This is a genomic window from Sulfitobacter sp. SK011 (genome assembly GCF_003352065.1).
Taxonomy (GTDB): Bacteria; Pseudomonadota; Alphaproteobacteria; order Rhodobacterales; family Rhodobacteraceae; genus Sulfitobacter.
In genome coordinates this window covers 1,312,707-1,337,878 of record NZ_CP025803.1, presented here as the reverse complement: position 1 = coordinate 1,337,878, position 25,172 = coordinate 1,312,707, and the positions used below count along the sequence as shown (strand labels likewise).

At 57.1% G+C, this 25,172-nt stretch carries 23 protein-coding genes and 1 tRNA gene; 8 read left to right on the top strand and 16 right to left on the bottom strand.

The annotated features are described in order from the left end of the window. Window positions 1-39: 39 nt before the first annotated feature. The 3 genes from C1J02_RS06570 to C1J02_RS06560 form a co-directional block, all read right to left on the bottom strand. Window positions 40-1,023 carry a hypothetical protein gene (locus C1J02_RS06570; protein ID WP_114877863.1) on the bottom strand — a complete coding sequence of 328 codons (984 nt, stop codon included), beginning with the start codon at window positions 1,021-1,023 and terminating at the stop codon, window positions 40-42. A gap of 75 nt (window positions 1,024-1,098) precedes the next feature. Then, the gene (locus C1J02_RS06565; protein ID WP_114877862.1) at window positions 1,099-2,532 is read right to left on the bottom strand and encodes a TolC family outer membrane protein; all 1,434 of its coding nucleotides are present in this window, start codon (window positions 2,530-2,532) and stop codon (window positions 1,099-1,101) included. Window positions 2,533-2,580: 48 nt separating this feature from the next. Continuing rightward, the gene (locus tag C1J02_RS06560) at window positions 2,581-3,234 is read right to left on the bottom strand and encodes a protein-L-isoaspartate O-methyltransferase (protein ID WP_114877861.1); all 654 of its coding nucleotides are present in this window, start codon (window positions 3,232-3,234) and stop codon (window positions 2,581-2,583) included. Between the two features lie 165 nt (window positions 3,235-3,399). Here C1J02_RS06560 and C1J02_RS06555 point away from each other — a divergent pair. Beyond that, a tRNA-Cys gene (locus C1J02_RS06555) sits at window positions 3,400-3,473 on the top strand. Window positions 3,474-4,718: 1,245 nt separating this feature from the next. Continuing rightward, the gene (locus C1J02_RS06545) at window positions 4,719-5,303 is read left to right on the top strand and encodes a hypothetical protein (protein ID WP_114877859.1); all 585 of its coding nucleotides are present in this window, start codon (window positions 4,719-4,721) and stop codon (window positions 5,301-5,303) included. Between the two features lie 212 nt (window positions 5,304-5,515). On the opposite strand, the gene C1J02_RS06540 is transcribed toward C1J02_RS06545, so the two are convergent. From C1J02_RS06540 to hutI, 6 genes are all read right to left on the bottom strand, one after another. Next, on the bottom strand, window positions 5,516-6,256 hold the full coding sequence (locus tag C1J02_RS06540) for a transglutaminase-like cysteine peptidase (RefSeq protein WP_114877858.1): 741 nt from the start codon (window positions 6,254-6,256) through the stop codon (window positions 5,516-5,518). A 549-nt stretch (window positions 6,257-6,805) separates the two neighbouring features. After that, window positions 6,806-7,843: an aromatic ring-hydroxylating dioxygenase subunit alpha gene (locus C1J02_RS06535; RefSeq protein ID WP_114877857.1), complete on the bottom strand. Its 1,038-nt coding sequence runs from the start codon at window positions 7,841-7,843 to the stop codon at window positions 6,806-6,808. Between the two features lie 4 nt (window positions 7,844-7,847). After that, entirely contained in the window at window positions 7,848-9,530 is a 1,683-nt protein-coding gene (gene hutU, locus C1J02_RS06530) for a urocanate hydratase (RefSeq protein WP_114877856.1), read from the bottom strand. Continuing rightward, the gene (hutG, locus tag C1J02_RS06525) at window positions 9,527-10,321 is read right to left on the bottom strand and encodes an N-formylglutamate deformylase (RefSeq protein WP_114877855.1); all 795 of its coding nucleotides are present in this window, start codon (window positions 10,319-10,321) and stop codon (window positions 9,527-9,529) included. The genes hutU and hutG overlap by 4 nt, the downstream gene beginning before the upstream one ends. Beyond that, window positions 10,318-11,823, bottom strand: a complete 1,506-nt coding sequence (hutH, locus tag C1J02_RS06520; RefSeq protein ID WP_114877854.1) for a histidine ammonia-lyase — start codon at window positions 11,821-11,823, stop codon at window positions 10,318-10,320. The genes hutG and hutH overlap by 4 nt, the downstream gene beginning before the upstream one ends. Next, window positions 11,820-13,010, bottom strand: coding sequence for an imidazolonepropionase (gene hutI / locus C1J02_RS06515; protein ID WP_114877853.1), 1,191 nt, complete (start codon window positions 13,008-13,010; stop codon window positions 11,820-11,822). The genes hutH and hutI overlap by 4 nt, the downstream gene beginning before the upstream one ends. 82 nt (window positions 13,011-13,092) lie before the next feature. Here hutI and C1J02_RS06510 point away from each other — a divergent pair, with 82 nt between their 5' ends. Beyond that, window positions 13,093-14,442 (top strand): formimidoylglutamate deiminase, encoded by a 1,350-nt coding sequence (locus C1J02_RS06510; RefSeq protein ID WP_114877852.1) that lies wholly within the window; start codon window positions 13,093-13,095, stop codon window positions 14,440-14,442. A 4-nt stretch (window positions 14,443-14,446) separates the two neighbouring features. Further along, entirely contained in the window at window positions 14,447-15,088 is a 642-nt protein-coding gene (locus tag C1J02_RS06505; RefSeq protein ID WP_114877851.1) for a GntR family transcriptional regulator, read from the top strand. A 9-nt stretch (window positions 15,089-15,097) separates the two neighbouring features. Here the strand turns inward: C1J02_RS06505 and ptsP are convergent, their stop codons facing one another. The 5 genes from ptsP to C1J02_RS06480 form a co-directional block, all read right to left on the bottom strand. Continuing rightward, window positions 15,098-17,347 carry a phosphoenolpyruvate--protein phosphotransferase gene (gene ptsP / locus C1J02_RS06500; RefSeq protein WP_114877850.1) on the bottom strand — a complete coding sequence of 750 codons (2,250 nt, stop codon included), beginning with the start codon at window positions 17,345-17,347 and terminating at the stop codon, window positions 15,098-15,100. A gap of 98 nt (window positions 17,348-17,445) precedes the next feature. Next, window positions 17,446-18,684: an aspartate kinase gene (locus C1J02_RS06495; RefSeq protein ID WP_114877849.1), complete on the bottom strand. Its 1,239-nt coding sequence runs from the start codon at window positions 18,682-18,684 to the stop codon at window positions 17,446-17,448. 170 nt (window positions 18,685-18,854) lie between these two features. Then, window positions 18,855-19,499: an SDR family NAD(P)-dependent oxidoreductase gene (locus C1J02_RS06490; RefSeq protein WP_114877848.1), complete on the bottom strand. Its 645-nt coding sequence runs from the start codon at window positions 19,497-19,499 to the stop codon at window positions 18,855-18,857. 19 nt (window positions 19,500-19,518) lie between these two features. Further along, complete coding sequence (locus C1J02_RS06485; RefSeq protein WP_114877847.1) at window positions 19,519-19,971, bottom strand: DUF1178 family protein; 453 nt, start codon at window positions 19,969-19,971, stop codon at window positions 19,519-19,521. A gap of 60 nt (window positions 19,972-20,031) precedes the next feature. Then, window positions 20,032-20,502: an NUDIX hydrolase gene (locus C1J02_RS06480; protein ID WP_114877846.1), complete on the bottom strand. Its 471-nt coding sequence runs from the start codon at window positions 20,500-20,502 to the stop codon at window positions 20,032-20,034. Window positions 20,503-20,635: 133 nt separating this feature from the next. Here C1J02_RS06480 and modA point away from each other — a divergent pair, with 133 nt between their 5' ends. From modA to modC, 3 genes are read left to right on the top strand one after another with little or no spacing between them, the layout of a single operon-like run. Then, entirely contained in the window at window positions 20,636-21,364 is a 729-nt protein-coding gene (modA, locus tag C1J02_RS06475) for a molybdate ABC transporter substrate-binding protein (protein ID WP_114877845.1), read from the top strand. After that, window positions 21,361-22,050, top strand: coding sequence for a molybdate ABC transporter permease subunit (gene modB / locus C1J02_RS06470; RefSeq protein ID WP_114877844.1), 690 nt, complete (start codon window positions 21,361-21,363; stop codon window positions 22,048-22,050). The genes modA and modB overlap by 4 nt, the downstream gene beginning before the upstream one ends. After that, window positions 22,047-23,135 carry a molybdenum ABC transporter ATP-binding protein gene (gene modC, locus C1J02_RS06465; RefSeq protein WP_114877843.1) on the top strand — a complete coding sequence of 363 codons (1,089 nt, stop codon included), beginning with the start codon at window positions 22,047-22,049 and terminating at the stop codon, window positions 23,133-23,135. The genes modB and modC overlap by 4 nt, the downstream gene beginning before the upstream one ends. A 6-nt stretch (window positions 23,136-23,141) precedes the next feature. Here the strand turns inward: modC and C1J02_RS06460 are convergent, their stop codons facing one another. Both C1J02_RS06460 and C1J02_RS06455 read right to left on the bottom strand, forming a co-directional pair. Further along, entirely contained in the window at window positions 23,142-23,909 is a 768-nt protein-coding gene (locus C1J02_RS06460) for an EcsC family protein (protein WP_114877842.1), read from the bottom strand. A 42-nt stretch (window positions 23,910-23,951) separates the two neighbouring features. Beyond that, window positions 23,952-24,440: a GNAT family N-acetyltransferase gene (locus tag C1J02_RS06455; protein WP_114880421.1), complete on the bottom strand. Its 489-nt coding sequence runs from the start codon at window positions 24,438-24,440 to the stop codon at window positions 23,952-23,954. Window positions 24,441-24,550: 110 nt separating this feature from the next. On the opposite strand from C1J02_RS06455, the gene C1J02_RS06450 reads away from it, so the two are divergent. After that, window positions 24,551-25,156 carry a flavin reductase family protein gene (locus C1J02_RS06450; protein ID WP_114877841.1) on the top strand — a complete coding sequence of 202 codons (606 nt, stop codon included), beginning with the start codon at window positions 24,551-24,553 and terminating at the stop codon, window positions 25,154-25,156. Window positions 25,157-25,172 lie beyond the last annotated feature (16 nt).

The following is a 25,172-nucleotide window of genomic DNA, read 5'->3' as shown; positions in this document are numbered from 1 at the left end:
CGGAGGCTGGCAGGATAGTCACATCCCCCCTCTTCCCCGTTATTCCAATTCTTGCGCCGTCAACGCGCGGTGGATTTCGCGGCGCACCAGTTTGCGAACATTGCGGGTGATACGTTCCCCCAGAGCGCCTTGCAATTCTGCACGCACGATGTCGCTGACCAGATCGCGCAGCGCCTCTTCGTCGATCAGTTGATCATCGTTGCCATAGGCAAAGCGGTCTTCTTCGTGGGTGCCATCCTGTGATGGTTGCGCTGCCATAAGTTCGGGCTGAGGTTCAGGCTCAGCCTGAGGCGTGGCGGGCATTGGTGCGGCTTGGCTCTCATCTGCGTCGTGATAAGCGTCGACCTCGTCATCGTGATCGTGATCGTCGTATTCATCTTCTTCTTTATCTTCAACATCCAACAACGCGCCCATTTCTTCGTGGTCATCGTCATCTTCCCATGCCATCGCGGGTTCTTCAGTACCTGAATATTCGTCTGAACCGGGTTCGTCCGGCTCCCAGGTGTCCGAGATTTTGCCGATTGCCGTTTCCAGCGCCTCTATCTTGGCGCTCAGCGCCGCTGCCTTGCCGGACCCGGCATCGCTGGTGTCTGTCTTGGCCGCTGCGGGTGCATCAATCGGTCTGTCGTTATCCTCGTCCTCAATCTTCAATGCAGAAAAGTCTAGTTCCAGATCCCCTTCGCCGTCTTCGTCATCATCATCGGCAAAGTTGTACGGATCGGCCTCGTAATCATGGGCAGGATCGTCAAGATCCATCTCTTCATCTTGCTCGGATAATTGTTCAGCGCTGTCTTGCTCGGCCTCAACGGCCAGATCATCAAGATCGTCTTCCTCAAATTCCAGCGCATCAAGGTCGCTTTCATCATCGGACTCCTCTGCGACACGCAGCGCAGGGGTCAACACCAGACGATCATTCGCCGGTACCGCGTTTTGGATTTGGATAGGGCGCTTGTCTTCGGACACCAGACGGCGGATCGACGACAGAACATCCTCTACCTCGGCGTTTGTGACGGGGTTAGACATATTTTTTTACCACTCTTTCCTCAACTCCCAGTTTAACCCGATGCAGAGATTCTCACAATGGGGCGCGAGAAATTGTCACTGTTTTTGTAGGGCGCGCAGCACCCGATCCAGTTTTTGACCCTGTCTGGATCTTTTTGCCGGACTGTCCTTTACAAGATTATAATATGCCGCCGGATCGTAGATCTGAACCGGTAATTTCAGATCCTGTGCCGTCAACTGGCCTGTCGCGGACAAAACCGTGTAGGCAGCGACGTATAGATTTGAACGCGCCGAAACCCGCGCTGATTCCGCATCAAGCAGCGATTGTTCCGCATCCAGCACGTCCAGCGTTGTGCGCGCGCCCAATGTCGCCTCTTCCCGAACACCGCGAAAGGCGATGCGTGCGGCGCGAATTTGACGTTCAGATGCCTCCAAAACCGCGCGTGCCGAGGCCAGACTGGCATAGGCGTTGCCAACGTCCTGACGAATATCATGGGTCACCACATGCAAATTGGAACGCTGAGCATCGCGTTGCGCCATGCTTTTGCGCACCTGCGCTGACAGTTGTCCACCGCCATAGATCGTCTGCTTAAATTCTAGTCCTACCGAACCAGTACGGTTGTAGTTCGGGGTTCCAAAGTTCTCGGTCAGCCCATAACGCCCGGTCAGCGACACAGTTGGCTCCATATCCGCCTCGCCCGCCTTGATCAGCAGTTCAGCTGCAGCGACCTGATGCTGGGCTGCGGCCAACAACGGATGGCGGCGCACGGCCAAAGCTTTGGCCCCCTCAACGTCAACGCCCACGTCGGGCAAGCGCGGTGGCGCGCTCAATCGACCAGGCTTGCGGCCCACGGCATTGCGGTATTCTTCAATGGCGCGCAGGTAATCACCTTCGGCACCAGCCAGACCGCTGCGGGCCTGCGCCAGTTGCGCTTCGGCCAGGGCAACATCTGTCCGCGTGACTTCGCCAACATCAAAACGGTCCCGTGCGGCCCGCAGTTCCTGGGTCAACAGACGCAGGTTGTTGTTGCGCAGCGCCACAAATTCCGATGCTTCAATCACCCCCATATAGGCGCGGACAGCCCGCAAAAGAACGATCTGTTCGATGTCAAGCAGCGTGCCACGGGTCGCCAAAACCGTTTCCTTGGCTGCTTCAATCCGGTACTGGCTGGCCCCAAAATCAAAAAGCAACAGCTGACCGATCAGGCCGATGGTGGCAGAAAGATTATCCACGGATGAAGAGAACCCTGCCCCGCCAGCACGCGTTCTCCCAAAATTCTGCGTCAGATCGGCCGACCAACTTAACACAGGTTTCAAAGTAGATCCCGCGATTGCCACATCTTCGTCGGCGGCACGCAGCAAGGCACGGTTCTGTTCCAGCAATCCCGAATGAGTATAAGCACCGACCAGCGCATCGGCGAGGGTATCAGCCTTGGCGACTTGTGGCACAGCAAAACCAAATACCGCCAGACTTAGCGCGACGATGGGACTGGCCCGCTTCAGAGTTTTGGTCAATGACATAACTGGCATCACCTTTTTACATGAATTTAGGAACAGTAATCCCGCGTGAGCGGACGCTTAAAGTTGAAACGCAACCTGCCGTTCAAAGCCTGCCAGAACCGGTGCGCCCGCATTAAACGCAGCACGCCAACTGATCTGTGTGCCACGCTTGTAGCCAATCCTTACTTCACCCAATGCACCTTGCATAAAGAGGGCGGCAATCCGGCCCCCATCCTTGAGCTGATCCTTGATTGTGTCTGGCACTTCTGCAACGCCACCCTGAATGATGATCACATCATATGGCCCGTGCTGCGGCGCGCCGTCACTCAGAGGTCCGACATGAACAACGACATTGTCTGCGCCTGCCGCAGCCAATGCCTCAACCGCTTCCGCAGCCATGGTTTCGTCTTCTTCAACGGCAATCACCGCCTCAGCCATATGCGCAATGACGGCTGCCGAATATCCCATCGCACATCCGATATCGAGCACCATTTCGTCATTTGTGACCGCCAATGCGTCTAGCATCTTGGCCAATGTGCGTGGTTCAAGCAGCACCCGCCCTGATCCCAGATCAAGGTTCTCACCCATATAGGCCGCCTCGCGCTGCATCGCGGGCACAAAGTCTTCGCGACACACGGTTAACATCGCATCAATGATCGGAAATTTGGTAACATCCGATGGACGCACCTGCGTGTCGACCATCATTGTGCGGCGGGTTGTGAAATCAGTCATCAGCTAAACTCATCCGTTCAGATTCTGTTACGAACAGATGTGCCACATCGCGCGCCAAGCATCAACGGCCCGTCACCATTTTCACACGCGCCCAGGCCCTGTGACGCGCGAAGCTGGGTCTTGCGGGCGTCACAATGATCGGATAGCAGTGCGCCAACCACAGATGGCGAGTTGGCGGAGTGGTTACGCAGCGGATTGCAAATCCGTGTACAGGAGTTCGATTCTCCTACTCGCCTCCATTTCCTTTCAATAACTTAGCGCGTGGAAAGTGAAAGACAGGGCAAAATCTAATCCGTACGATTTTGCCGCACTCGCATTTGCCGCGCCCGTTTGGCTCGGATCTTATTTCAAACGATCTATATACAATGCAGGCGGTTGAGTGTTGTTGGCGGCGCGCTGTTCATCGCTGCAACCCACCTCGATACTCTCTCAGGCGGCGTCATTTCGCCTGTCGTGGGTTTCGTCGTTTCTAGCGCCTTCATTCCCCTTAGCTTTTTGTCCATGTGCGCCGCTGTCTGACGATTGCTGGGTGATTTCCTTTCAGCGGTCAGGAAAAGACCAAGTGGCAGATTGCCGCGTTGAGTGCTGCGTCACATATGGGGCGCAGCGGTGCGATGCACCAAATTGGGGTGGTTGCGATGCGCCTGAAACCTAGGCAGTTGAAATCCATTGGCCGCCCTATCTTGGCTCCATTGTGTCTCGTGAGGCAACGCGCGCACGTGAAGGCCACCATGATTTTGAAAATGGGGATTTCTGTGCGGTCGCGTTGCTTCACGGTAAAGATTAACTTGTGGCAAAATTATGTCGACGAATTTGTTAGAAACAATTTGTTGACTGACCAAATACAATCCAGCGACCAGCCCTTTCAGGCGGGTTGGATGTTGCAATCGATCGATAGTGCAGTGCTGCCCAAGGCTGACCGTTCGGCGGGTTAATTGCAGGCATCAAGATCTTCGCTGTATCGCAGCAGTGATCCGAAAAGACCTCTGATCTAACAGAGCAAAATGCTGAAGTAGTGGAGGCTCAACTGTTGTGCTATGACTGGTAAAATTCAATAAATTCATAATAATTTCAGTAATTTACGCTCATCTTAGGTTGCTGTAAGACATCTGATACGCCAAGTGAATCCCAGCTATTACGCCGGGTTTCAGGCCATGCTGAACGATCGATGGCAAAGCTCAGGGTCACATTAAATTTGCAGACCTCAAGAGTACTGATTGCTGATTCGTCTGCTGAAAATGGGCTTACCAACTCTAAGTTTAACTAAATTTAGGCACTCTACTTTGAATTGCCTGGATCAATGTAATCATACTCAATACGGAATAAATGGCGCTATCAATTCGGCATTGTGTCAACAATGAGGCGCAAATGAGCCGGATTCTTGACTTTAACATACAAAGGTTCACCCTCGCTTACAGTGTTTGGAGTTGTTGTTCCAAATTTAAGAACGATTTTTTAGTAACCAGTTTAAGGAGTAACTATTCATGAAATACTCAGTATTTTTGAAAACAACAGTCGCTATTGCAAGTTTGGTCGCCTTCGCCAGCAGCGCACCGAATGCCTCTCAGGCGCAACAGCAGTACAACATGTGTGAACTTGATCAGCTTCCAGCCAGCTTTGTTCAGCGCGTTAAATTGCGGCCTGATTTCGCAGACATTTTGAAGCGTATGTTCTTGTCCTGCCCTGAAGCCGCCTTGGCTTTGACCGACGCCCCCACAGCATCCATCGACATAACGTCAATTCGCAATGATGACACCGGACCGAAAGGTGACGATGGCGGCGGCAACAACGGCGGCGGTGGCAACAACGGCGGTGGCGACAACAACGAAGGCGGTGGCGACGAAGGCGGCGAAGAACGTGATGAAAAAGAGCGTGACGGTGAAGAGCGCGGTGAAAAGGAGCGTGACGGTGAAGAGCGCGGTGAAAAGGAGCGCGACGGTAAAGAGCACGGTGAAAAGGAGCGCGACGGTAAAGAGCGTGGTGATAAGGAGCGCGACGGTAAAGAACATGGTCAAAAGAAGCACGGTGGTAAAAAGCGCGGCGGCGAAGAACGGGACGATCGCGGCTAACCGCTGCAATACCTGACACCTTACCCTTGTTCGGAGGCCATAATTGGCAATCCAACTGCTAAGTCACAGCGCTTTCTCAGGTCAGGATCGATGGCCTGTGTGGATTGAGATACATTCGGGACCGGGTCTTTGACAGATGCCAAGAAAATAGGAGGGAGCCACCTATGGCTCCCTCCTATCTTATTATTATCCGGTGCAAAATCTTCAGGCTGTTATTTTGACGCCGTGGGGCTCTCATTAATGACCCCGCCTGCCAGCACTGCATGCCAGGTGCCAAGCGACGCGGGGTTTTGCAACTTCAGAAAAGTGTAGCCAGTTTTCTTCCACGGACGGATTTTCTTGTTCAGATTGTCCAGTACCAAGTCGCCCTTCGACGTGCGCAAGACCAGTACTGCATGGCTTTGCAGGCGACGATCGAGAACTGTCGCGATCAATAAGTTTGATGAGGGTACGCCGTGCTCGATCAGGGTTTTCTTCTTGAGCAGGACAAAGTCCTCGCAATCACCGCCACGCGCAGTCGGTAAAGCCCAGTGTTCGTCTCGTCCGTATTGCACGCGGTCTTCGATCGTAGGGGTTTGCCGGTTTACCTTGTCGTTGATGTCCTTGGCCAAACGAAGCAATGCCCCGTCGCTTATCCGCGCCTGGCCAGTAGAGGCACAGACCCAGCTGTACTTTGAACACAGGCCCGAAAACCCGGCCGGTGCAGAAATTGAACTTTGCGGGACAAGAAACGGGCTGTTGTTGCCGGCCGCATAGGCAGGTGAAAAACTAATGAGGCAAAGCCAAGAAGCCAAAACGAAAATTGCCCGCGCAACACTCTTTTTGAGTTCACGGGTCAATGACGAAAATACACCGGACTTTTCTGGGCTGACAGAGTTCGACGACTGGCGTGCAAAGCGGCCGAACGGCCAAAGACTTTGATGGCCGTGGGTTTTGCAGACATCGCCGATCATTTGTCATCCTCTGTCTAGTTTCAGATTACGTTCTGAAATTCCCATAGAATTTAGGCCATGATGTGTCGATAGTGTGGAGCCCAAGAGGCTTTATGCTGTAACCGTGCAATCGTTAATCTGTGGTTTGGAAAATCAAAAAGAGGGCCCTGACGATGCAAGGACCAACCGCCCGGCATTGCCAAGACTCTGCTTTATCAAGAAATTCTTAAATCCCCAGTTACCATACCCGCACCGAGCCCCCTCGGCGTCACATTTTATTATAAAAATCATAGGTTGCGGCTTGAATTTGCGCAATTGATGGCACCCGCGTTGGCGGAAACTTGCCTCCTGATCATCAGACACTCAAAATTTAGGTTCCCCAAGATGAGCGGCAAGGGACCGAGTTAGACTGATTCCGTTAAAGAAATCATAGGATTCTGGCGATCTTTGTCTGCAAAACGCGGCAGGATTTTTCTGATCGCAATCATATCTCGTTCGGGGACCTGGAAAGTAAAAAACCTTTGAACCGGCCCGAAATCTGACCAAGTTTTTACCGCGCGACAGTGCCGTTCACCTGGCCATCGCCGCATCGACGGCAGCTTCTTCGGCGATCATCGCCTCCAGCTGGCGTCGAAACCGCAATTGGCCACCGTCGATTGGCAGGTCGATGTGCGGGCTGGTCTTGGTGCTCATGCCTTTTTGAACGGCATTCAACACCGCGCGGTCTTCTTCAAATGCGTGCTGCACATCTTCGCTCATCATCTGGCTGAGCGCTGCGTCATTGGGCCGAATATTGCGCAGCTGGAACCAATAGTAGCGGGTTTTTCCGGCCGTGGTCGGTGTCATGAAATTATAGCTGTCCATGATAAAGGTATCGGCATCCAGCGGCCCATCCGGCCCGCCGGTACCCGCCGGGGTGAACACAGCGCGGATCAATGCGTGACTGGGATAGCGCACCTCGTAATGTTGCAAGCGGTCGCAATTGCCCTTGAACGCAATGACCTTTTTATAAAAAGGGGCCGGTTCCACATCCAGCATCCAGCGATGCACGATGACGCCTTGATCAGTCTTTGTCACCCGCAGTGGCGTGTCTTTGGTGGCTGCCTGACCAAAGCTGCTGCCATGGACCCAGGCCACATGGGTTGGATCCAGCAGGTTGTCACACATCAGCAGATAATTGCAGTCCAGCTCCATCGCTTCACCGCGATTGATGCCCCAGGCCGGATCACCCCAGTTGGCGATCTCAAAGATTTCCTCTGGATCGGCCAGCACCGGATTGCCCATCCATATCCAGACCAGCCCGTATTTCTCATGGGTGGGATAGGCATGTACACGCGCCTCTGACGGGATCCGTCCGCCGGGTGCCCAGACACACTGGCCAACGCAATCAAACGTCAGCCCATGATAGCCGCATTCGACAGTGTCACCTTTGATCCGACCCATGCTAAGCGGCAACTTGCGATGCGGGCAGGCATCATCAAGGGCAACAATATCGCCGCCTTGGGTGCGGAAGATGCAGACGTTTCGGCCCAAAACGGTGATTTGTGTCAGGTCACGGCCAATTTCGTGGTCCCACGCCGCCACATACCACGCATTGTTCAGAAACATTTAACTACCCCAAAATACCCGGCAAATTCAGCCCGTTTTCACGCGCACAATCAAGGGCGATATCATACCCCGCGTCCGCGTGCCGCATCACGCCGGTTGCCGGGTCATTCCACAGCACCCGTGCGATCCGTTTGTCGGCTTCTTCGGTTCCATCACAACAGATCACCATGCCCGAATGCTGGCTGAACCCCATGCCAACGCCGCCACCATGGTGCAGCGAGACCCATGTGGCCCCCGACGCGGTGTTCAACAGTGCATTCAGCAGCGGCCAGTCGCTGACCGCATCGCTGCCGTCTTTCATGGCTTCGGTTTCGCGGTTCGGGCTGGCCACGGAGCCGGAATCCAGATGGTCCCGACCGATAACGATCGGAGCGCTAAGTTCGCCGGTGCGGACCATTTCGTTGAAGGCCAGTCCCAGTTTGTCGCGCAGGCCCAATCCCACCCAGCAAATCCGAGCAGGTAGCCCCTGAAAACTGATCCTTTCGCGCGCCATATCGAGCCATTTGTGCAGATGCGCGTCATCGGGGATCAGTTCTTTGACTTTTTGGTCGGTCTTGTAAATGTCCTCCGGGTCGCCAGACAGCGCCGCCCAGCGGAACGGGCCTACGCCCCGGCAAAAGAGCGGACGAATATAGGCCGGTACAAATCCGGGGAACGCAAAAGCGTTTTCCAGGCCCTCATCCAGCGCCACCTGTCGGATGTTGTTGCCATAATCCAGCGTCGGCACACCTGCGTTCCAAAACTCGACCATTGCAGCGACGTGGGTTTTCATCGACGCGCGGGCCGCCTTCTCCACCGCTTTGGGATCGCTCTCGCGCTTGGCGCGCCACTGGCCCATCGTCCAGCCTTGGGGCAGATAGCCGTTCAGGGGGTCATGCGCCGATGTCTGGTCCGTCACCATGTCGGGGCGGATGCCGCCATTTCCCATGCGTGCCGCCAGCTCAGGAAAAACATCCGCGGCGTTGCCCAGCAAGCCAACCGACTTGGCCTCGCCCGCCGCTGTCCATTTTTCGATCATCGCCAGTGCTTCGTCCAGCGTCTCGGCCTTTTCATCGAGGTATTTCGTCCGCAGTCGAAAGTCGATTGAATCAGGGTTACATTCCACCGCCAGACAGCAAGCACCGGCCATGACGGCCGCCAAAGGCTGTGCGCCGCCCATGCCGCCAAGACCCCCGGTCAGGATCCATTTTCCGGTCAAATCGCCATCGTAATGCTGCCGCCCAGCCTCGACAAAGGTTTCGTAAGTTCCCTGCACAATGCCTTGAGTTCCAATGTAAATCCACGATCCCGCAGTCATCTGGCCGTACATCGCAAGCCCACGTTTATCGAGTTCGTTAAAGTGATCCCAATTGGCCCAGTGCGGCACCAGATTGCTGTTTGCAATCAATACCCTAGGTGCATTTTCATGGGTTTTGAACACGCCCACAGGCTTACCTGACTGCACCAACAGCGTCTCATCGCCCTCCAGATCGGTCAGAGCGGCGACAATCTGGTCGAAATCCTTCCACGTGCGCGCGGCGCGCCCAATGCCGCCATAAACCACCAATTCATGAGGGTTTTCAGCGACATCCGGGTGCAGATTGTTCATCAGCATCCGCATTGGGGCTTCGGTCATCCAACTTTTCGCAATGAGCTTGTTACCCGTCGCAGGAAAGATGTCGCGGGTGTTGTGGCGGGGATTGGTCATCGGATTTGCCTTTCATGAACGAGGTCGGTCAGGTCATTGAGAATCTTGTATAAAATCGGTCTGAGCCGCTCAGCTTTGTCACTGCGCCATCGCCAGGGGGGGCTTTCATCCATATAGGTGGATTGTGCCAGTTCCATCTGAATTGCGTGAATATTTTCAGTAGGTTGACCATAGTGGCGCGTTGTCCATCCGCCCTTGAACCGGCCATTCAAGACGGAAGAATAGGCCTGTGCGGCCCTGCACCGGGTAGACACGGATCTTTCCACCGAAAGTGAACAACTTGTGGACGCATTCGTACCAATGTTGAAATCTGGTAAGGTATCGGCAAACAAATAGGGGATAACTGACCGAATTGAGTGGCAATCATACAGGATCGCCATCCCGTGTTTCGCCTTAACGCGCGCCAGTTCTGTGGATAAGGCAGTGTGATATGGGGTGTGAAAGACCTCTTTGCGCCGTGCAACTTCGGCTGCGTCAGGTTCCTGACCCTCAGAGTAAATCGCTTCTCCGTCAAAATCGGTGAGCGGGCATAGGCCCGTGGTATTCTGGCCGGGATAAAGACTTGCATCATCCGGGCCCCGATTGACGTCGATGACATAGCGATGGATCGGCGTGCGCACGGTCGTAACATCGTGACCCAGGCCGTTGTAAAGACGGTCGATATGCCAGTCCGTATCGGCAAGCGCGCGACCCGTTTCGTTGAGCTTTTCCCAGATATCCTCCGGCACATCGGTGCCGGTATGCGGCAGGCCCAGAACAATTGGGTCGCCCCCCTGTACGACCTCGATCATTGTGCCGCCTCCACCAATGCGCCGGACCTCACCAGCAGCGTCGCACGTTCGATATCCGGCGCGAGATAGCGATCTTTGCCCAATGTGGCGATGTCCTTGCGCAACCGATCAATCACCGCTTGCAGTCGCGGTGATGTCGTCAGCGGTGCGCGCGTCTCTATGCCTTGGGCCGCGCACATCGCCTCGACGGCTTGAATGACCGCCAGATTGCGGTTCATCCGGGCAAGGCGAAACGCCCCATGTGCCGCCATGCTGACATGATCTTCCTGATTGGCGGAGGTGGGTGTGCTGTCGGTCACGCAAGGGTTCGCCAGGTGTTTGTTTTCGCTCATCAGCGCGGCAGTGGTCACTTCGGCAATCATAAAGCCCGAATTCAGCCCCGGATCAGGCGTCAGAAATGGTGGCAAATCGTAGCTCAGCGTTGGATCCACCATCAATGCCACGCGACGCTGGCCGATCGCACCAATCTCGGCAATTGCCAAGGCAATCATGTCTGCGGCAAATCCAACCGGTTCTGCGTGAAAATTGCCCCCTGAAACGATCAGCCCCTCGTCCACCAGAACCAGCGGGTTATCTGTGACGGCATTTGCCTCAATCTCCAATGTGCGGCCTGCTTGCCGGATCACGTCCCAAGCGGCCCCCACGACCTGTGGCTGACAGCGGATGCAATAGGGGTCCTGCACACGCGTGTCGCCCTCCATGTGGCTTTCGCGTATCTGCGACCCGTCCATCAGCGCACGCATCTCGGCGGCCACGTCGATCTGACCTGCATGCCCGCGAAAGGCATGGATATCTGCCACCAGCGGCGCGGTGGAGCCCATGATTGCATCCGTGCTCAGCGCCGCAATCACCATCGAATTTTCGACAGCATTTTGCGCCTCAAAAAGCCCGGCCAGCGCGTTTGCGGTCGAAAACTGCGTCCCGTTGATCAGCGCAAGCCCCTCTTTGGGACCCAAGACCACTGGCGTCAGACCGGCCTTGGCCAGCGCCGCAGCGCCGTCCATTTCAGTGCCGCCATAAACCGCCCGACCGGACCCGATCATTGCAGCGGCCATATGGGCCAACGGGGCCAGATCACCGGACGCGCCCACAGACCCCTGCGCCGGGATCACCGGCAGGCAATCTGCGTTCAACATGTCCTCGATCAGCGCACAAATTTCCCACCGTACCCCAGACGCACCGCGCCCCAGCGACATGAGTTTTAGCACCATCATCAGCCGCGTCAGCGGCCCCGACAGCGCATCCCCGACGCCACAACAGTGCGACAAAATCAGGTTGCGTTGCAGGGTTTCGGTGTCTTGCGGCGCGATCTTGCGGCTCGCCAGTTTGCCAAATCCGGTGTTCACCCCATAGACGGCATCCGTACCTGCGGACGCACGGGCCACCAGTGCGGCGGCTTTTTCAACGGCGGGTTTTGCAGCACGGTCCAATTCGATGGGATCGCTGCCGCGCCAGATTTTCTCAAGTGTATCAAGGCGCACGGCCCCCGGTGTCAAGATCATGACAGCCCTCCAAAATACCGTTTGTGCAGGGGGTTAAACCCAATGCGATAAGCCAGTTCAGCCGGGTGCGCGATATCCCAGACGCATAGATCCGAGCGCAGGCCCGCAGCGATTTGTCCGCAGTCTTTCAGCCCCAGCGCCTTGGCCGCATGTTGGGTGACCCCACGCAAGGCCTCTTCTGGGGTCAGGCGAAACAAGGTGCAGCCCATGTTCATCGCCAAGAGCACAGAAGCCATCGGCGATGAGCCGGGATTGCAGTCTGTGGCCAGCGCCATATCCACACCTGCAGCACGGAAAGCATCCACCGGCGGCGCTTGGGTCTCGTGCAGCGTATAGTAAGCACCGGGCAGAAGAACAGCGGCGGTATCAGCCTTGGCCAGAGCGCGCGCATCTTGCTCATCTGCATATTCAACATGATCGACAGACAGTGCACCATAGCGCGCGGCAAGCTGTGTACCGCCTGTATTTGAAAGCTGCTCGGCATGCAGTTTGACGGGCAGGTTAAGTTCATGTGATGCTTTAAATACGCGCTCTATCTGTTTGATATCAAATGCGATACCCTCACAAAATCCATCAACGGCATCAACCAGCCCTTCTGCATGTGCGGCGCGCAATGTCGGGATACAAACGGTGTCGATGTACTCATCCGCATTACCCTCAAACGCTTTCGGCACCGCGTGCGCGCCCAGAAAGCTGGTCACAATACGGACTGGCCGCAGTCTGGCAAGCGCGCGTGCGGCACGCAGCATCCGCAGCTCTGTTTCAAGGTCCAGACCATAGCCGGATTTCACCTCAACCGTGGTCACCCCTTCAGCAATGAGCGCGTCCAATCGGGGCAATGCGCTGGCAATCAACGCCTGTTCATCCGCCTGCCTTGTGGCTGTCACGGTCGCCACAATACCACCCCCCGCCCGCGCCACATCGGCATAGCTTGCCCCTTGCAGGCGCATTTCAAATTCACGCGCGCGGTTGCCGCCGTGGACCAGATGGGTGTGGCAATCAATTAGTGCCGGGGTGATCAAACGGCCCTGCATGTCCTCAACAGGCATATCGGCATATTGCGCGGGCATGTCTGCCCCCGCCCAGATGATTTGACCTTGATCCATCACCACTGAACCCTGTGCGATCAGACCGTAATCTGCGCCAACCATCGTGGCCAGCGTCGCATTGCTCAGGATCTGCGGCATCAATTTTTCCTTTATCTGATCGAGAGAATCTGATTATGTCTATACATATTCAGAATCCCTGCCATTACGTCAAGAGGAATCCATGACCACATTACATGCCAAACACGTGCTGCTCCCGGATGGCTGGGCAGATGACGTCACTTTGACCTTGTCGGATGGCCGGATTTCGTCGCTCACGGGCGAAGCGGCGGATATGAGTGTCGACATTCTGCTGCCGGCCCCCACCAACCTGCACAGCCATGCCTTTCAACGTGCGATGGCGGGGCTGACCGAACGCCGCGGGGCAGACAAGACAGACAGTTTTTGGAGTTGGCGACAGCTGATGTTCCGTTTTCTGGATCAACTGACGCCCGAGGATGTGCAGGCGATCACCGCACAGGTTCAAATGGAAATGCTCGAAGCGGGCTATGCGGCATCGGTCGAATTTCATTATTTGCATCACCAACCCGACGGCGCGGCTTATGACGATCCGGCGGAAATGTCTGCGCGCATCTGTGCAGCGGCGGATCAGACCGGTATTGGCCTGACCTTGTTGCCGGTGCTGTATCAACAGGGCGGCGTTGATGGGCGCGCATTGGGGGCAGGTCAGATCAGGTTTGGCAACGACATGGACAGCTATATGACCGTGATGCAGGCCGCCGGGCACCTGATTGCCAACATGCCTGCCGATGCGCGTCTGGGCGTCGCCCCGCATTCTTTGCGTGCTGTGACGCCGGACGCATTAAAGCATCTTCAGGCTTTTCAGGGGCCGATCCACATGCATTTGGCCGAACAGATGGCCGAGGTCGATGAGGTTGAGGCGGCTTATGGCGCACGACCTGTCACTTGGGCGCTGGAGCATCTGGATATCGATGCCCGCTGGTGCCTGATCCATTGCACCCAAATGACCGACAAGGAAACGCGCGGTCTGGCGCAAACCGGGGCGGTCGCGGGGCTTTGTCCAATCACTGAAAGCTCGCTGGGGGATGGCATTTTCAACGGCGTGATCTGGGGCGAAGCAGCGGGCAAATGGGGCATCGGTTCTGACAGCAACATCTTGATTTCACTGAACGAAGAGTTGCGAACGTTGGAATATTCCCAACGGTTGATGACACATAATCGGGCCGTTATGGCGACTGCGAATAAATCTACTGGCCGGGTACTTTTTGACGGGACCGGTCAGGGTGGCGCACAGGCGGCGGGGCGCGCGTGTGGTGACATCAAGGTGGGGCAATGGGCCGACCTGCTGGCATTGAACGGCGACGCAACAGATTTTATCGGGCGGCAAGGCGACAGCATTCTGGACACCTGGATTTTTGCGGGGACAGACGCCAAAGTCAGCGATGTCTGGGCTGCTGGACGCCACGTGGTAAAGCATGGGCAGCACATTGCGCGCCCTGAGATAGCCGAGAAATATCGTGCCGCAATGATGCGCCTGCGCAATGTGATGTGACCCGATGCTAGGTTGGCAGGACGTTCAGGCCGAAGCATTGCGCCGCATACAAAGCCGCGCATGGCCGCCCGGCGGGTTGATCCCGAATGAAGCTGAACTGGCAACTGAGTTGGGTTGCGCACGGGCCACTGTAAACCGTGCCCTGCGCGCGCTCGCCGAAGACGGCTGGCTGGAGCGCCGCCGCCGTGCAGGCACCCGCGTAGCCTTATCCCCACAACGGCGCGCGCAGATGTCTGTCCCGGTGATCCGCCAAGAGGTCGAGGCCTTGGGCAAAATCTATGGCCACCGCGTGCTGTCCCGAAAGGTCGATAAGGCATGCCTGTCGATCCAGACGCTGCATCTGGCAGACACACAGCCCTATGCCGTCGAGGACCGAGAGATCAACCTGACCACCCTGCCCGCCGCCAAAGACGCTGATTTTGCGGTGCTGAGCGCCAATGAATGGCTGGTGCAAAATGCCCCTTTTGACCGGGGCACGATGGAATATCTGGCCGAAGCGGCAAGCGATTTCGAAGTGCAGCACCTGGGCTGTGCCCCTGCCGCGCCCCTGATGATCCTGCGGCGCGAGACGTTCAGCGAAGTGGGTCTGATCACAAGGCTGCGCATGGCCTATGCACCTGGACGCGCCGTGCGGCTTAATATCTGACACCCGGTTTCACTGAGCCGCTGATTGCGCCCGCACATACTCCATCACAGCCGCCCTTACGGACATCTCACCCCGATCACGTGCATCATGTATCACGCGACGCACATCATCCAGGTTGCAGCGGCGCAGCAGGCTTTTCACAGGGCCAATAGACGCCGGGCGCATGGACAGGATGCGAAATCCGATTGCCGCAAAACACAGGGCTTCAACCGGACGGCCCGCATCCTCGCCACAAAACGACAACGATGTTCCGGTGTCGCGGCACCGCTCAACGATGCCTTCAAGAAAGCTGAGGTAGCTGACATTAAGCGTGTCATAGCGCCGCCGCACGCGTTCGTTTTCACGGTCCGCGGCAAAGAAAAACTGTTTCAGATCGTTGCCACCAACGGACAGAAACTCAACTTCCTCAAAGAATTTTCTTGGTGCAAACGCAAGACTTGGGGTTTCCAGCATCGCCCCAACCTCAATCTCGGAAGGCAGGACATGGCCCAGGCGTTCCTCTCGGGCCATTGTCTTGTCCATTTCGGCACGCGCGTCGCGGTATTCTTCAAACTGGGCCACAAAAGGGAACATCACCGTCAACGGCCGCCCGTTTGCCGCCCTGATCAAGGCCTGCAACTGCATGCGCATGATCCCCGGTTTATCGAGGCCCACGCGAATGGCGCGCCACCCCAAAGCCGGGTTTGGTTCATCATTGGGTTTCATATAGGGCAGTACCTTGTCCGACCCGATGTCGAGCGTCCGAAACACCACGCGTTTGCCCTGTGCCGCATCCAGTACCCGCGCATAAAGGGCTGCCAGTTCCGTGCGTTTGGGCATCTGATTGCGCACCAGAAACTGCAGTTCTGTGCGAAACAAACCAACCCCTTCGGCACCGGAGCTTTGAAGGGATGGCAAATCGGCCATCAGGCCGGCATTCATATGAAGCTGCACAATCGACCCGCATTTCGCCTGTGCAGGTTCATCACGGATCGAGGCATAGCGTTCCTGTGCCGCCGCCTGCATGGCGATCTTGTCGCGAAAGGCCGAAGCCACGGAATCGTCCGGGCGCAGGTGCACGATGCCCTGTTCGCCATCCAGCATGATGTGATCACCGTTAAGTGCATCGTCAGTGATCCGCCCGACATGCACCAACAAAGGTATGGCAAGTGCACGTGCAACAATCGCGGCATGCGACCCGACCGAGCCACCCTCAAGCACAATTCCGCGCAGCTTGCGGCCATAATCAAGCAATTCGGCTGGACCAATGTTGCGGGCCACAAGGATGGGGTTCTTGGGCATCTCTGCACCGGTATCACTGCCCTGCCCGGTCAGAATGCGCAAAAGCCGGTTCGACAGGTCATCCAGATCGCTCAGCCGCTCGCGCAAATAGGCATCCGGCACCTGCCCCATACGTGCACGCGCCGTTGATTGTTCCTTTTCAACCGCGGCCTCGGCGCTCAATCCGCTTGAAATGCTCTCAAGCATCCGGCGCATCCAGCCTTTGGAATTGGCAAACATCCGGTAGGCTTCGATGACCTGCTGCTGGTCTTTGTCACCCCCTGCCATCGACAACATCTGATCCACACTGATGCGCAGTAGGCCAACAGCTGATTCAAGCCGGATCGCCTCGGTCTCTGGATCATCTGCAATCGGGTTGGACACGACGACACGCGGCTCGTGCAGCCAGACATGTCCTTCCGCAACCCCCTCTTGGCCTACGGTGCCGCGCAACAAGACCGGTTGCGAATGGCGCGCCGACATCGCGGCCCCGTCACCGACAAACGCGCCAAGTTCGGTCATTTCAGCAAGCACCATGGCAACCACTTCGAGGGCATAAACCTCATCGGCGGAATATTCACGTGCGGTTCTCGACTGCACCACAAGCACGCCCAATGCGGCCCCGATCCGTTGAATAGGAACCCCCAGGAAACTTGAATAAATCTCTTCGCCGGTCTCAGGCATAAAGCGGAAACCCGGTGCCTGGGGCGCATCCGGGGTGTTGACGACCGCCTTGCGTTTGGCCACCCGGCCCACCAGACCTTCGCCCAATTTCATGCGCGTCTGGTGCACGGAGGCTTTGTTCAAACCTTCTGTCGCGCATAACTCCAGCGTGTCTTCATCGCGAAACAGATAGATCGAGCAGACCTCACACCCCATTGAGGTCGCGATCAGATGGGTGATCTTGTCCAGACGTTCCTGACCTGCATCGTCACTGGCCATTGCATCCCGCAGACGGCCCAGCAATTTGCGGCTTTCAGTTTCAAAACGCTCAACCATGTCCGCGCGCCCCCCGTATGAACGTCAAAGTCAGCTTAGACCACAGACGCGCCACAAGCGAAACGGGAAACGCATCAGACCCGCGATTGGATGGCAAATTATACCGCTTTGTCCAGTTCAAAGGCATCATGCAACGCCTGAACGGCCAATTCCATGTACTTGCGGTCAATGAGCACACTGATCTTGATCTCTGACGTGGTAATGACTTTGATGTTGATCCCCTCATCCGAAAGCACTTTGAACATCTTGGCGGCGACACCTGTGTGACTGCGCATGCCGATGCCAACAACGCTGACTTTTGCAACGTCAGTATCCGCAATCAGATCGTGATAGTTGATCACCCCGTCCGATTTGGCCTTTTCCATCGCTTTTTCGGCGCGCAGCACCTGATCAACCGGGCAAGACCAGGTCATATCGGTGCGGCCTTCTTCGGCGATGTTCTGTACGATCATATCGACGTTCACGCCACCATCACTGAGGCTGGTAAAAATGCTGGCGGCAATACCGGGACGGTCAGCAACCGACACCAGTGTCATTTTGGCTTCATCACGGCTAAACGCGACCCCTGCAACGACATTGCTTTCCACGATTTCCTCCTCATCACAGACGAGCGTGCCGGCATCGTCCGATTGTTCTTCAAAACTGCTCAGCACCCGCAGTTTGACCTTATACCGCATCGCCAGTTCGACCGAGCGTGTCTGCAAGACTTTGGCCCCCAGCGACGCCAGTTCCAGCATCTCTTCAAAAGCGATCCTGTCCAGCTTGCGCGCCTTGGATTCGACCCGCGGATCGGTGGTATAAACCCCATCCACGTCCGTATAGATGTCGCAACGGTCAGCCTCAAAGGCAGCGGCAAAAGCCACGGCAGTGGTATCTGACCCACCGCGCCCCAATGTGGTAATCCGGCCCTCCGGGCTGATCCCCTGAAAGCCCGCAACCACGGCTACTTTCATGCCTTCGGCAAACTTGGCCCGGATATTCTGCGGTGGGATGTCTTCGATGCGCGCCGCCGAATGGGCCGAGGTGGTCTGAACCGGCACCTGCCAGCCTTGCCAGGAGCGCGCCGGTATATCCATTTCCTGCAACGTGAGCGCCATCAACCCTGCGGTGACATTCTCGCCACTGGACACCACCGCGTCATATTCGCGTGCATCATACATCGGCGAGGTCTCATTCACCCAACCGACCAACTCATTGGTCTTGCCCGACATGGCTGACACAATGACAATCACATCGTAACCTTTTGACACCTCAACGCCCACGCGTTTTGCCGCGCGCCGGATGCGGTCCAATGTGGCCACTGACGTGCCACCAAATTTCATCACCAGAACAGGCATAGGTCCCTCAGATATCAACTCCGGCGCGGTTTACGCGCAAGGCTCCCCAAGGGCAAGGCCAGCCTTCCCATTCACCCTTTTTCAAATACCGAAAAAACCAATTGGGGGACCCAATTGAATAAAACCATGCGGCGGGCTTGCCCGCCTCATTCTGCTCGACCGCCCCTCACTCAGAAATCGTGCGCCCGGCCATCCCAGGTTTCAAAACAGCCCGTCGTCTCAATATTCAGCGCCGCAAATCGAGCGGCCAATCCGCGCACGGCCTCGTCAATGGTAATCGCCGCAGACGCACCGCCCATGTCGGTTTGTACCCAGCCTGGATGATAAATGCCGACCGCAATCCCTTCCGGTTTCAGATCACTGGCAAGGTTGCGCCCCAGGTTCAACGCCGCCGCCTTGGAGGCGCGGTAGATATAGCTGCCCCCCGGCGCATGTGTCGAAGACCCCATTTGCGATGATATGATGGCGATCCTGGCATTTTTTGCCCGCCGCAAATGTGGAAGCAGCGCCTGAATGCTCAGAAATACGCCGGTGACATTTGTGGCAAAACTCTGAGCCCACAGATCTGCGCCAAACCCGGTTTCCAGATCATTGCCTTTGTCCAGATAGACCCCCGCATTGCAGACCAGCAGATCAACGGCGCGGTCACCCAGCACTTTGGCCATGTCCGTATGGCTGGCCGGGCGGGTCACATCCAATTGAAGCGGTGCTGACGCGGACCGCCCCGTGCCAATCACCTCTTCGCCAACAGACGCATAATGGGCGGCAAGGCCCGCGCCGATGCCGCGAGAGGCACCCGTGATCAGGATCGTCATATCATTTCCCTTATATCCGTCAGCTCAGCTTTTGTCGGGGTCGGAACGGCAATGGCAACAGAGGAACCCCGTCCTCAATCAGACTGCGGGCCTGATCAGGCCGTGCCTCTCCATAGATCGCACGCTCTGGAACATCGCCCAAATGCATTGCGCGGGCCTCGCGCGTAAAATCAGTGCCGACATAGTCTGACGTTTCTTCGACTTTCTTGCGCAGCTCAGCGACCGCCAGTTCAATATCACCTTGCGGTGTTTTAAGCAGTGGCACGGGGGCCTCCGGGGCGGCCTCATCGGGCCTGTCCGCCGCTGACTTTGCCACCACGCGCGGTGCCATGATGGCTTTTTTGACCTCGGCTGACCCACATACACTACATGCCAAATGCCCCGCCTGCGCCAAGGCATCAAAGGCAGCAGCGGATTGAAACCAGCTGTCAAAATCATGGCCCTGATCACATTTGAGCGCATAGTGGATCATTGGTGTGGCACTCTCCATTTCATGTGCATACTTCTGAGATGGGGTGTATTTGGGCTTAGGTCAAGCAATCGGTTTGGCTGGTCTGGGATCAAAATCAAGGATCAGACGGGCCAGTTCGCGTTCTGATACCAATTTGGCCGCACGTTTTCGAGACACCCAGCGGCGACGGCGTTCGCCGCGTTCAGGGTACTTTTTTGCCAGTGATTTGACGGCAATCGGGTACAACATGGCAAGGCAGGGCAGATCATCCATGCTGCCGACATCCTTGGCATAGGAATAGACGCCCAAACAGGTGCCATCCGGCTGGCCTGTCACGCCCGCCTCTTCCCATGCTTCTTGCCTTGCGGATTCTGCCGGTGTTTTGCCTTCCATCGGCCAGCCTTTTGGGACGATCCAACGTTTGGAGCCTCGCGACGTGACCAGCAATATCTGCACTTTATCGCGTTTCACACGGTAGCAGAGTGCCGCGAATTGTGTGCGCACATCGCCTTTTCGGGCCCCATGCAACGAAATTGGTAATTGTTTGATCATCTGCCGTCTGCTCTTGGGGGTCATTGCCCTTGTTCATATAACCATACTGCGTCTGTCTTGCGAACGCCAGATCATCGCTCCAATCCGTGCATTACTCTTGTAGCGGTCCAAACCTTAACGGATACTGCCCGAGATGAGATTTCTGACCAAACTCCTGCTCGCGTTTTCGGTGATGTCCACTGGCCTTTGGGCAGAACCCGCACCTGTCACAGTATTTGCCGCCGCCAGCCTGCGCGATGCGCTGGATGAGGTCAGTGAAACCTATGATGGACCGGTGCATTTGTCCTATGGAGGGTCCGGCACCATGGCGCGGCAGATCGCTGCGGGCGCACCTGCGGATGTGGTGATCTTGGCACATGCCGATTGGATGGACTGGCTTGAGGAAAACGCAAAGCTTTGGCCGGGATCGCGGCACACGGTTGCGACCAACGAACTTGTGCTGATCGGCCCGGTTGGCGCGACTGCCGCCGGGTCAGACGTTCTGGCATTGTTGGGGCCAAACGGCCGTTTGGCGATGGGACAGCGTGATGCGGTGCCTGCTGGCATTTACGCACGCGAGTGGTTGCAAGGCACCGGGCAATGGGACGGCATTGTGAACAGATTGGCGGAAACCGACAATGTGCGCGCAGCACTTGCATTGGTGGCGCGCGGTCAGGCACCTGTTGGCGTTGTCTATGCCAGCGATGTGGCGGCGGACGGATCGGTTGTTGTATTGGCGTCTATCCCGGCAAACACCCATAGCCCCATCATCTATCCCGCAGCGGCACTGACCCCCGCGGGCCAGTCGTTTCTGGATCATCTTGGGACGGCTGCATCAAAGGCGGTCTTTGTTGCGCATGGTTTTGGCGCGGTGCCCGAATGAACGTCGATGCTGCCGCCTGGGAGGCGCTGCGCCTGTCGCTTTGGGTCGCATGCTGGGCGACCGTTCTGGCGGTTCCCCTTGCGCTTTGGGTCGCATGGGTACTGGCGCGCAAAACATTCTGGGGCAAATCCGCGCTCAATGCCCTGGTGCATTTGCCGCTGGTTTTGCCCCCGGTCGTCACTGGCTATGTTTTGCTGATCCTGTTTGGCCGCACCGCGCCTTTGGGACAGGCGCTTGAAGCGATGGGCTTGCGGCTTGCGTTCCACTGGTCGGGTGCTGTTTTGGCTGCAATTGTCATGGGGTTTCCATTGATGGTGCGGGCCATGCGCCTCGCGATTGAGGCGGTGGACCCCAAGCTGGAAGAGGCCGCAGCAACTTTGGGCGCGCCGCACAGTGCCGTTTTTGTCCGGGTCACCCTGCCACTGATTGCGCCGGGGATACTTGCAGGGGCGGTAATGGGATTTGCCAAGGCAATGGGCGAATTCGGGGCAACGATCACCTTTGTCGCCAACATTCCCGGCCAGACCCAGACATTGCCCAGCGCCATTTGGACCGCATTGCAAATTCCCGGTGCCGAAGGTCAGGTGGTGATGATGGTGCTGCTGGCCTGTGTCGTGGCAATCGGGGCTGTGGTGTTGTCTGAGGCATTGGCCCGGCGCGTGGCGGCAAGGATCGCGGGCACATGACGTTGGATGTGCAAATCCGGCATCGCTTTGGTGAATTCGCACTGGATGTGGCGTTTGAGGCCGGGCCGGGCATCACCGCTCTTTTTGGCCGGTCGGGCGCTGGAAAAACCACCGTGATCAACGCCGTTGCGGGGCTTTTGCGGCCTGATGCGGGGCATGTCCATTTGGATGGCTCAACGCTCTTTGATGCGGGCAGCCAGGTGTTTGTGCCACCTGCGAAGCGTCATCTGGGATATGTCTTTCAGGACGCCCGGCTTTTTCCGCATCTCAGCGTTGAGGGAAATCTTACCTTTGGTGCACGTTATGCCGCGGCAGACAGCAAAGGGGCTGACCTGAAAGAAGTGGTGATGCTTTTGGGGTTGGAAACCCATTTGAACCGCGCCCCAAACACCCTGTCTGGCGGTGAAAAGCAGCGTGTCGCCCTGGGCCGCGCGTTGCTCAGCCGCCCGCGTATGTTGCTGATGGACGAGCCGCTGGCGAACCTCGATGGCCCGCGCAAGCTTGAAATTATCCCCTATCTGGAACGTCTGCGCGACGGCCCTCTTGGGTTGCCCATTCTCTACGTCAGCCACGCCGTGGACGAAGTCGCACGGCTTGCCGACACATTGGTGTTGATCCAGGACGGTCAGGTTCGCACCCATGGTCCGCTTTTCGAGGTTATGGCGGATCCTGCTGCCGTGCCGCTTTTGGGGGTGCGCGAAGCGGGTGCTGTGCTTGAGGCGGATGTCGAAAGCCATGCAGACGACGGTATTTCGACCCTGTCGATCAGCGCGGGCAAGCTTGAACTTCCCGGGGTGCAGGCAGAGGTCGGCGCGCGGGTGCGCCTGCGCGTGCTGGCGCAAGACGTTATTTTGTCACTTGATCGCCCGGATGGATTGTCATCCGTCAATGTTCTGCCTGTCGTCGTAGAGGACATACATCCCGGTGATGGACCGGGGGCCGCCATTGCGCTTCGGGCAGGTGAGGATCGATTGCTGGCGCGGGTGACAGGTCGCGCAATCCGTGATCTGCGACTGCACAAAGGCATGCGCTGCTATGCAATCCTCAAGGCAACGACGGTGGCACCGGGCAGCATCGGACGATAACGCAGCTTAACCCGCCACAGGGGCGCGGCCCATTTTTTCCCGCAATCGGTTGAGCAGTTCGTCGGGCGGCACATCGCCATCAATTGCCAGACGGCGCAGGCCAAAATGCACATGCGCCATATCCTCATAATAGCTGGTGTAGGCGTAATTCGTCGCGGCCCCTGCAACGGCCCCCAAGACCGGCACCGCCTGTGCTGCAAGCTTTTGACCCAGCACAACTGCTAGACGCGGGGCAACCTTGGCAATCACCGCCTGCATCGCGCGGCCCGAAAGGGCCATGCGCGCGGATAAAAACCCCAGATCGGCACCGTCATCACCCGACAAAGGCCCAGCCGCGGAAAACACCTGCACACAGTCAAATTGTACGTTTTCGGCATCGGGATCGAAGCCATGTTTGACGGCGACCCCTTGAATGACGCGTAGCAAGAGCGTGGTTGTGACCGGTAATTCTGCCAAAGCCGTGGGCAATCCTCCCGCGCCACCCGCCGCGCCCATCGCGGCACTCGCAGCCTGATTAAGCCAGCTTTTTTGATCCGGCACATAACTGCGGCTTGAATGGGCGGCCTTCATTGCATGGTTCAACGCTTTGACGGTTGCCGCCTCAAGGTTGCGCCGCACGGGACCGGGCAACCGGTCAATCAGGTTGTCTGCACCGCCACCGATCAGGTTCAATACGTTGATCCCAACACCCCCCGCCTGTTTATAGCGTTTGGCGATTTCGGTCAGTCGTACATCGACATCGATTTTGGCAGGAAGGTTGCTTTCGATCTGCATGTTGGCCCTCTTTTCCTTAATGTGGGGTCCAGATGGGCATTTTCAATCCGCCCACCGCCGCACCTCTCCGGCTACGCCATCCCATGCGCCGGGGATCAGCGCCCGACCCAAAACCCTCTCGGGGTTGGTGGGGGGCGGCATGATCACGTCCTTTAAAAGCTCAAATCCAAAGCGGTTGTAGTATGGTGCGTCGCCCACCAGCAATACCCGCGTCCAGACCATCAGGGGTGCGCGATCAAGGCTTTGCTCGATCAGGGCGCGGCCGATCCCTTCGCCCTGCCGCGTCGGGTGCACGGCAACAGGCCCAAGCAGCAACGCCGCATCGGATCCGATCCGCACCGGCCAATACCGGATGGCCCCCGCCAGAATACCTTCATCATCACGTGCAACATGGCTAAGACCTTGAACGGGCGGCACGTCGTCCCGCAGTCTGTACGACGACAATGCCTCGCGCCCCGGCGCAAAGCAGGTGTCATAGAGCGCCTCAACCTCCCAATGATCTGCGGGGGTTTCGGGGGTCAGGTGGTACAAGGCATCTGTTCCGGGCCTCAGGTTGTTATGGCGCATATGGCGAGTTTGCGGTGGCAATGCCCCTAACATGCCGTTAGCCATGGGGCAAACGAGATAGGAGATCACAGTCAATGTTTTACCGTCCTTGTGATGGCCACGGCCTGCCGCATAACCCGTTTAATGCCATCATCACCCCGCGTCCCATCGGATGGATCTCAACGCGCGATGCGCAGGGGCGTGACAACCTGTCACCCTATTCGTTTTTCAACGGGGTCGCCTATACGCCGCCGCAGGTCATGTTCGCGTCAACAGGAAGAAAACCAGATGCGGGCGACACCAAGGACAACGTGGCAAATATCCGCGAAACCGGCGTGTTTTGCGTGAATGTGGTGGAATATGCGGCGCGCGAAGCCATGAATGTGACCTCGGCCAGCCTGCCCCGAGGCGAAGACGAATTTGCCAGCGCCGGTGTGGAAAAAGCGGCATGTCAGCAGATTGACTGCGCCCGTGTTGCCGGCGCACCCGCTTCACTGGAATGCCGCGTCACGCAGATCATCAAAATTGAAGGCGACAGCAATTTTGTTGTGTTTGGAGAGGTCGTGGGCGTCCACCTGCGCGATGATTGTGTGGTGGACGGGCGGTTTGACGTAACCCGGTTCACGCCCCTGTCGCGGATGGGGTACCGCGACTATACGGCGGTGCGCGATGTCTTTGAGATGGTCAGACCGGATGATTGAGGGCTAAAGGTGGTGT

What these genes read in the sequence shown, in the direction of transcription:
- C1J02_RS06570 (WP_114877863.1), bottom strand. Translation starts at nt 1,023, where the DNA reads ATGTCTAACCCCGTCACAAACGCCGAGGTAGAGGATGTTCTGTCGTCG.
- C1J02_RS06565 (WP_114877862.1), bottom strand. Translation starts at nt 2,532, where the DNA reads ATGCCAGTTATGTCATTGACCAAAACTCTGAAGCGGGCCAGTCCCATC.
- C1J02_RS06560 (WP_114877861.1), bottom strand. Translation starts at nt 3,234, where the DNA reads ATGACTGATTTCACAACCCGCCGCACAATGATGGTCGACACGCAGGTG.
- C1J02_RS06545 (WP_114877859.1), top strand. Translation starts at nt 4,719, where the DNA reads ATGAAATACTCAGTATTTTTGAAAACAACAGTCGCTATTGCAAGTTTG.
- C1J02_RS06540 (WP_114877858.1), bottom strand. Translation starts at nt 6,256, where the DNA reads ATGATCGGCGATGTCTGCAAAACCCACGGCCATCAAAGTCTTTGGCCG.
- C1J02_RS06535 (WP_114877857.1), bottom strand. Translation starts at nt 7,843, where the DNA reads ATGTTTCTGAACAATGCGTGGTATGTGGCGGCGTGGGACCACGAAATT.
- hutU (WP_114877856.1), bottom strand. Translation starts at nt 9,530, where the DNA reads ATGACCAATCCCCGCCACAACACCCGCGACATCTTTCCTGCGACGGGT.
- hutG (WP_114877855.1), bottom strand. Translation starts at nt 10,321, where the DNA reads ATGATCGAGGTCGTACAGGGGGGCGACCCAATTGTTCTGGGCCTGCCG.
- hutH (WP_114877854.1), bottom strand. Translation starts at nt 11,823, where the DNA reads ATGATCTTGACACCGGGGGCCGTGCGCCTTGATACACTTGAGAAAATC.
- hutI (WP_114877853.1), bottom strand. Translation starts at nt 13,010, where the DNA reads ATGCCGCAGATCCTGAGCAATGCGACGCTGGCCACGATGGTTGGCGCA.
- C1J02_RS06510 (WP_114877852.1), top strand. Translation starts at nt 13,093, where the DNA reads ATGACCACATTACATGCCAAACACGTGCTGCTCCCGGATGGCTGGGCA.
- C1J02_RS06505 (WP_114877851.1), top strand. Translation starts at nt 14,447, where the DNA reads ATGCTAGGTTGGCAGGACGTTCAGGCCGAAGCATTGCGCCGCATACAA.
- ptsP (WP_114877850.1), bottom strand. Translation starts at nt 17,347, where the DNA reads ATGGTTGAGCGTTTTGAAACTGAAAGCCGCAAATTGCTGGGCCGTCTG.
- C1J02_RS06495 (WP_114877849.1), bottom strand. Translation starts at nt 18,684, where the DNA reads ATGCCTGTTCTGGTGATGAAATTTGGTGGCACGTCAGTGGCCACATTG.
- C1J02_RS06490 (WP_114877848.1), bottom strand. Translation starts at nt 19,499, where the DNA reads ATGACGATCCTGATCACGGGTGCCTCTCGCGGCATCGGCGCGGGCCTT.
- C1J02_RS06485 (WP_114877847.1), bottom strand. Translation starts at nt 19,971, where the DNA reads ATGATCCACTATGCGCTCAAATGTGATCAGGGCCATGATTTTGACAGC.
- C1J02_RS06480 (WP_114877846.1), bottom strand. Translation starts at nt 20,502, where the DNA reads ATGATCAAACAATTACCAATTTCGTTGCATGGGGCCCGAAAAGGCGAT.
- modA (WP_114877845.1), top strand. Translation starts at nt 20,636, where the DNA reads ATGAGATTTCTGACCAAACTCCTGCTCGCGTTTTCGGTGATGTCCACT.
- modB (WP_114877844.1), top strand. Translation starts at nt 21,361, where the DNA reads ATGAACGTCGATGCTGCCGCCTGGGAGGCGCTGCGCCTGTCGCTTTGG.
- modC (WP_114877843.1), top strand. Translation starts at nt 22,047, where the DNA reads ATGACGTTGGATGTGCAAATCCGGCATCGCTTTGGTGAATTCGCACTG.
- C1J02_RS06460 (WP_114877842.1), bottom strand. Translation starts at nt 23,909, where the DNA reads ATGCAGATCGAAAGCAACCTTCCTGCCAAAATCGATGTCGATGTACGA.
- C1J02_RS06450 (WP_114877841.1), top strand. Translation starts at nt 24,551, where the DNA reads ATGTTTTACCGTCCTTGTGATGGCCACGGCCTGCCGCATAACCCGTTT.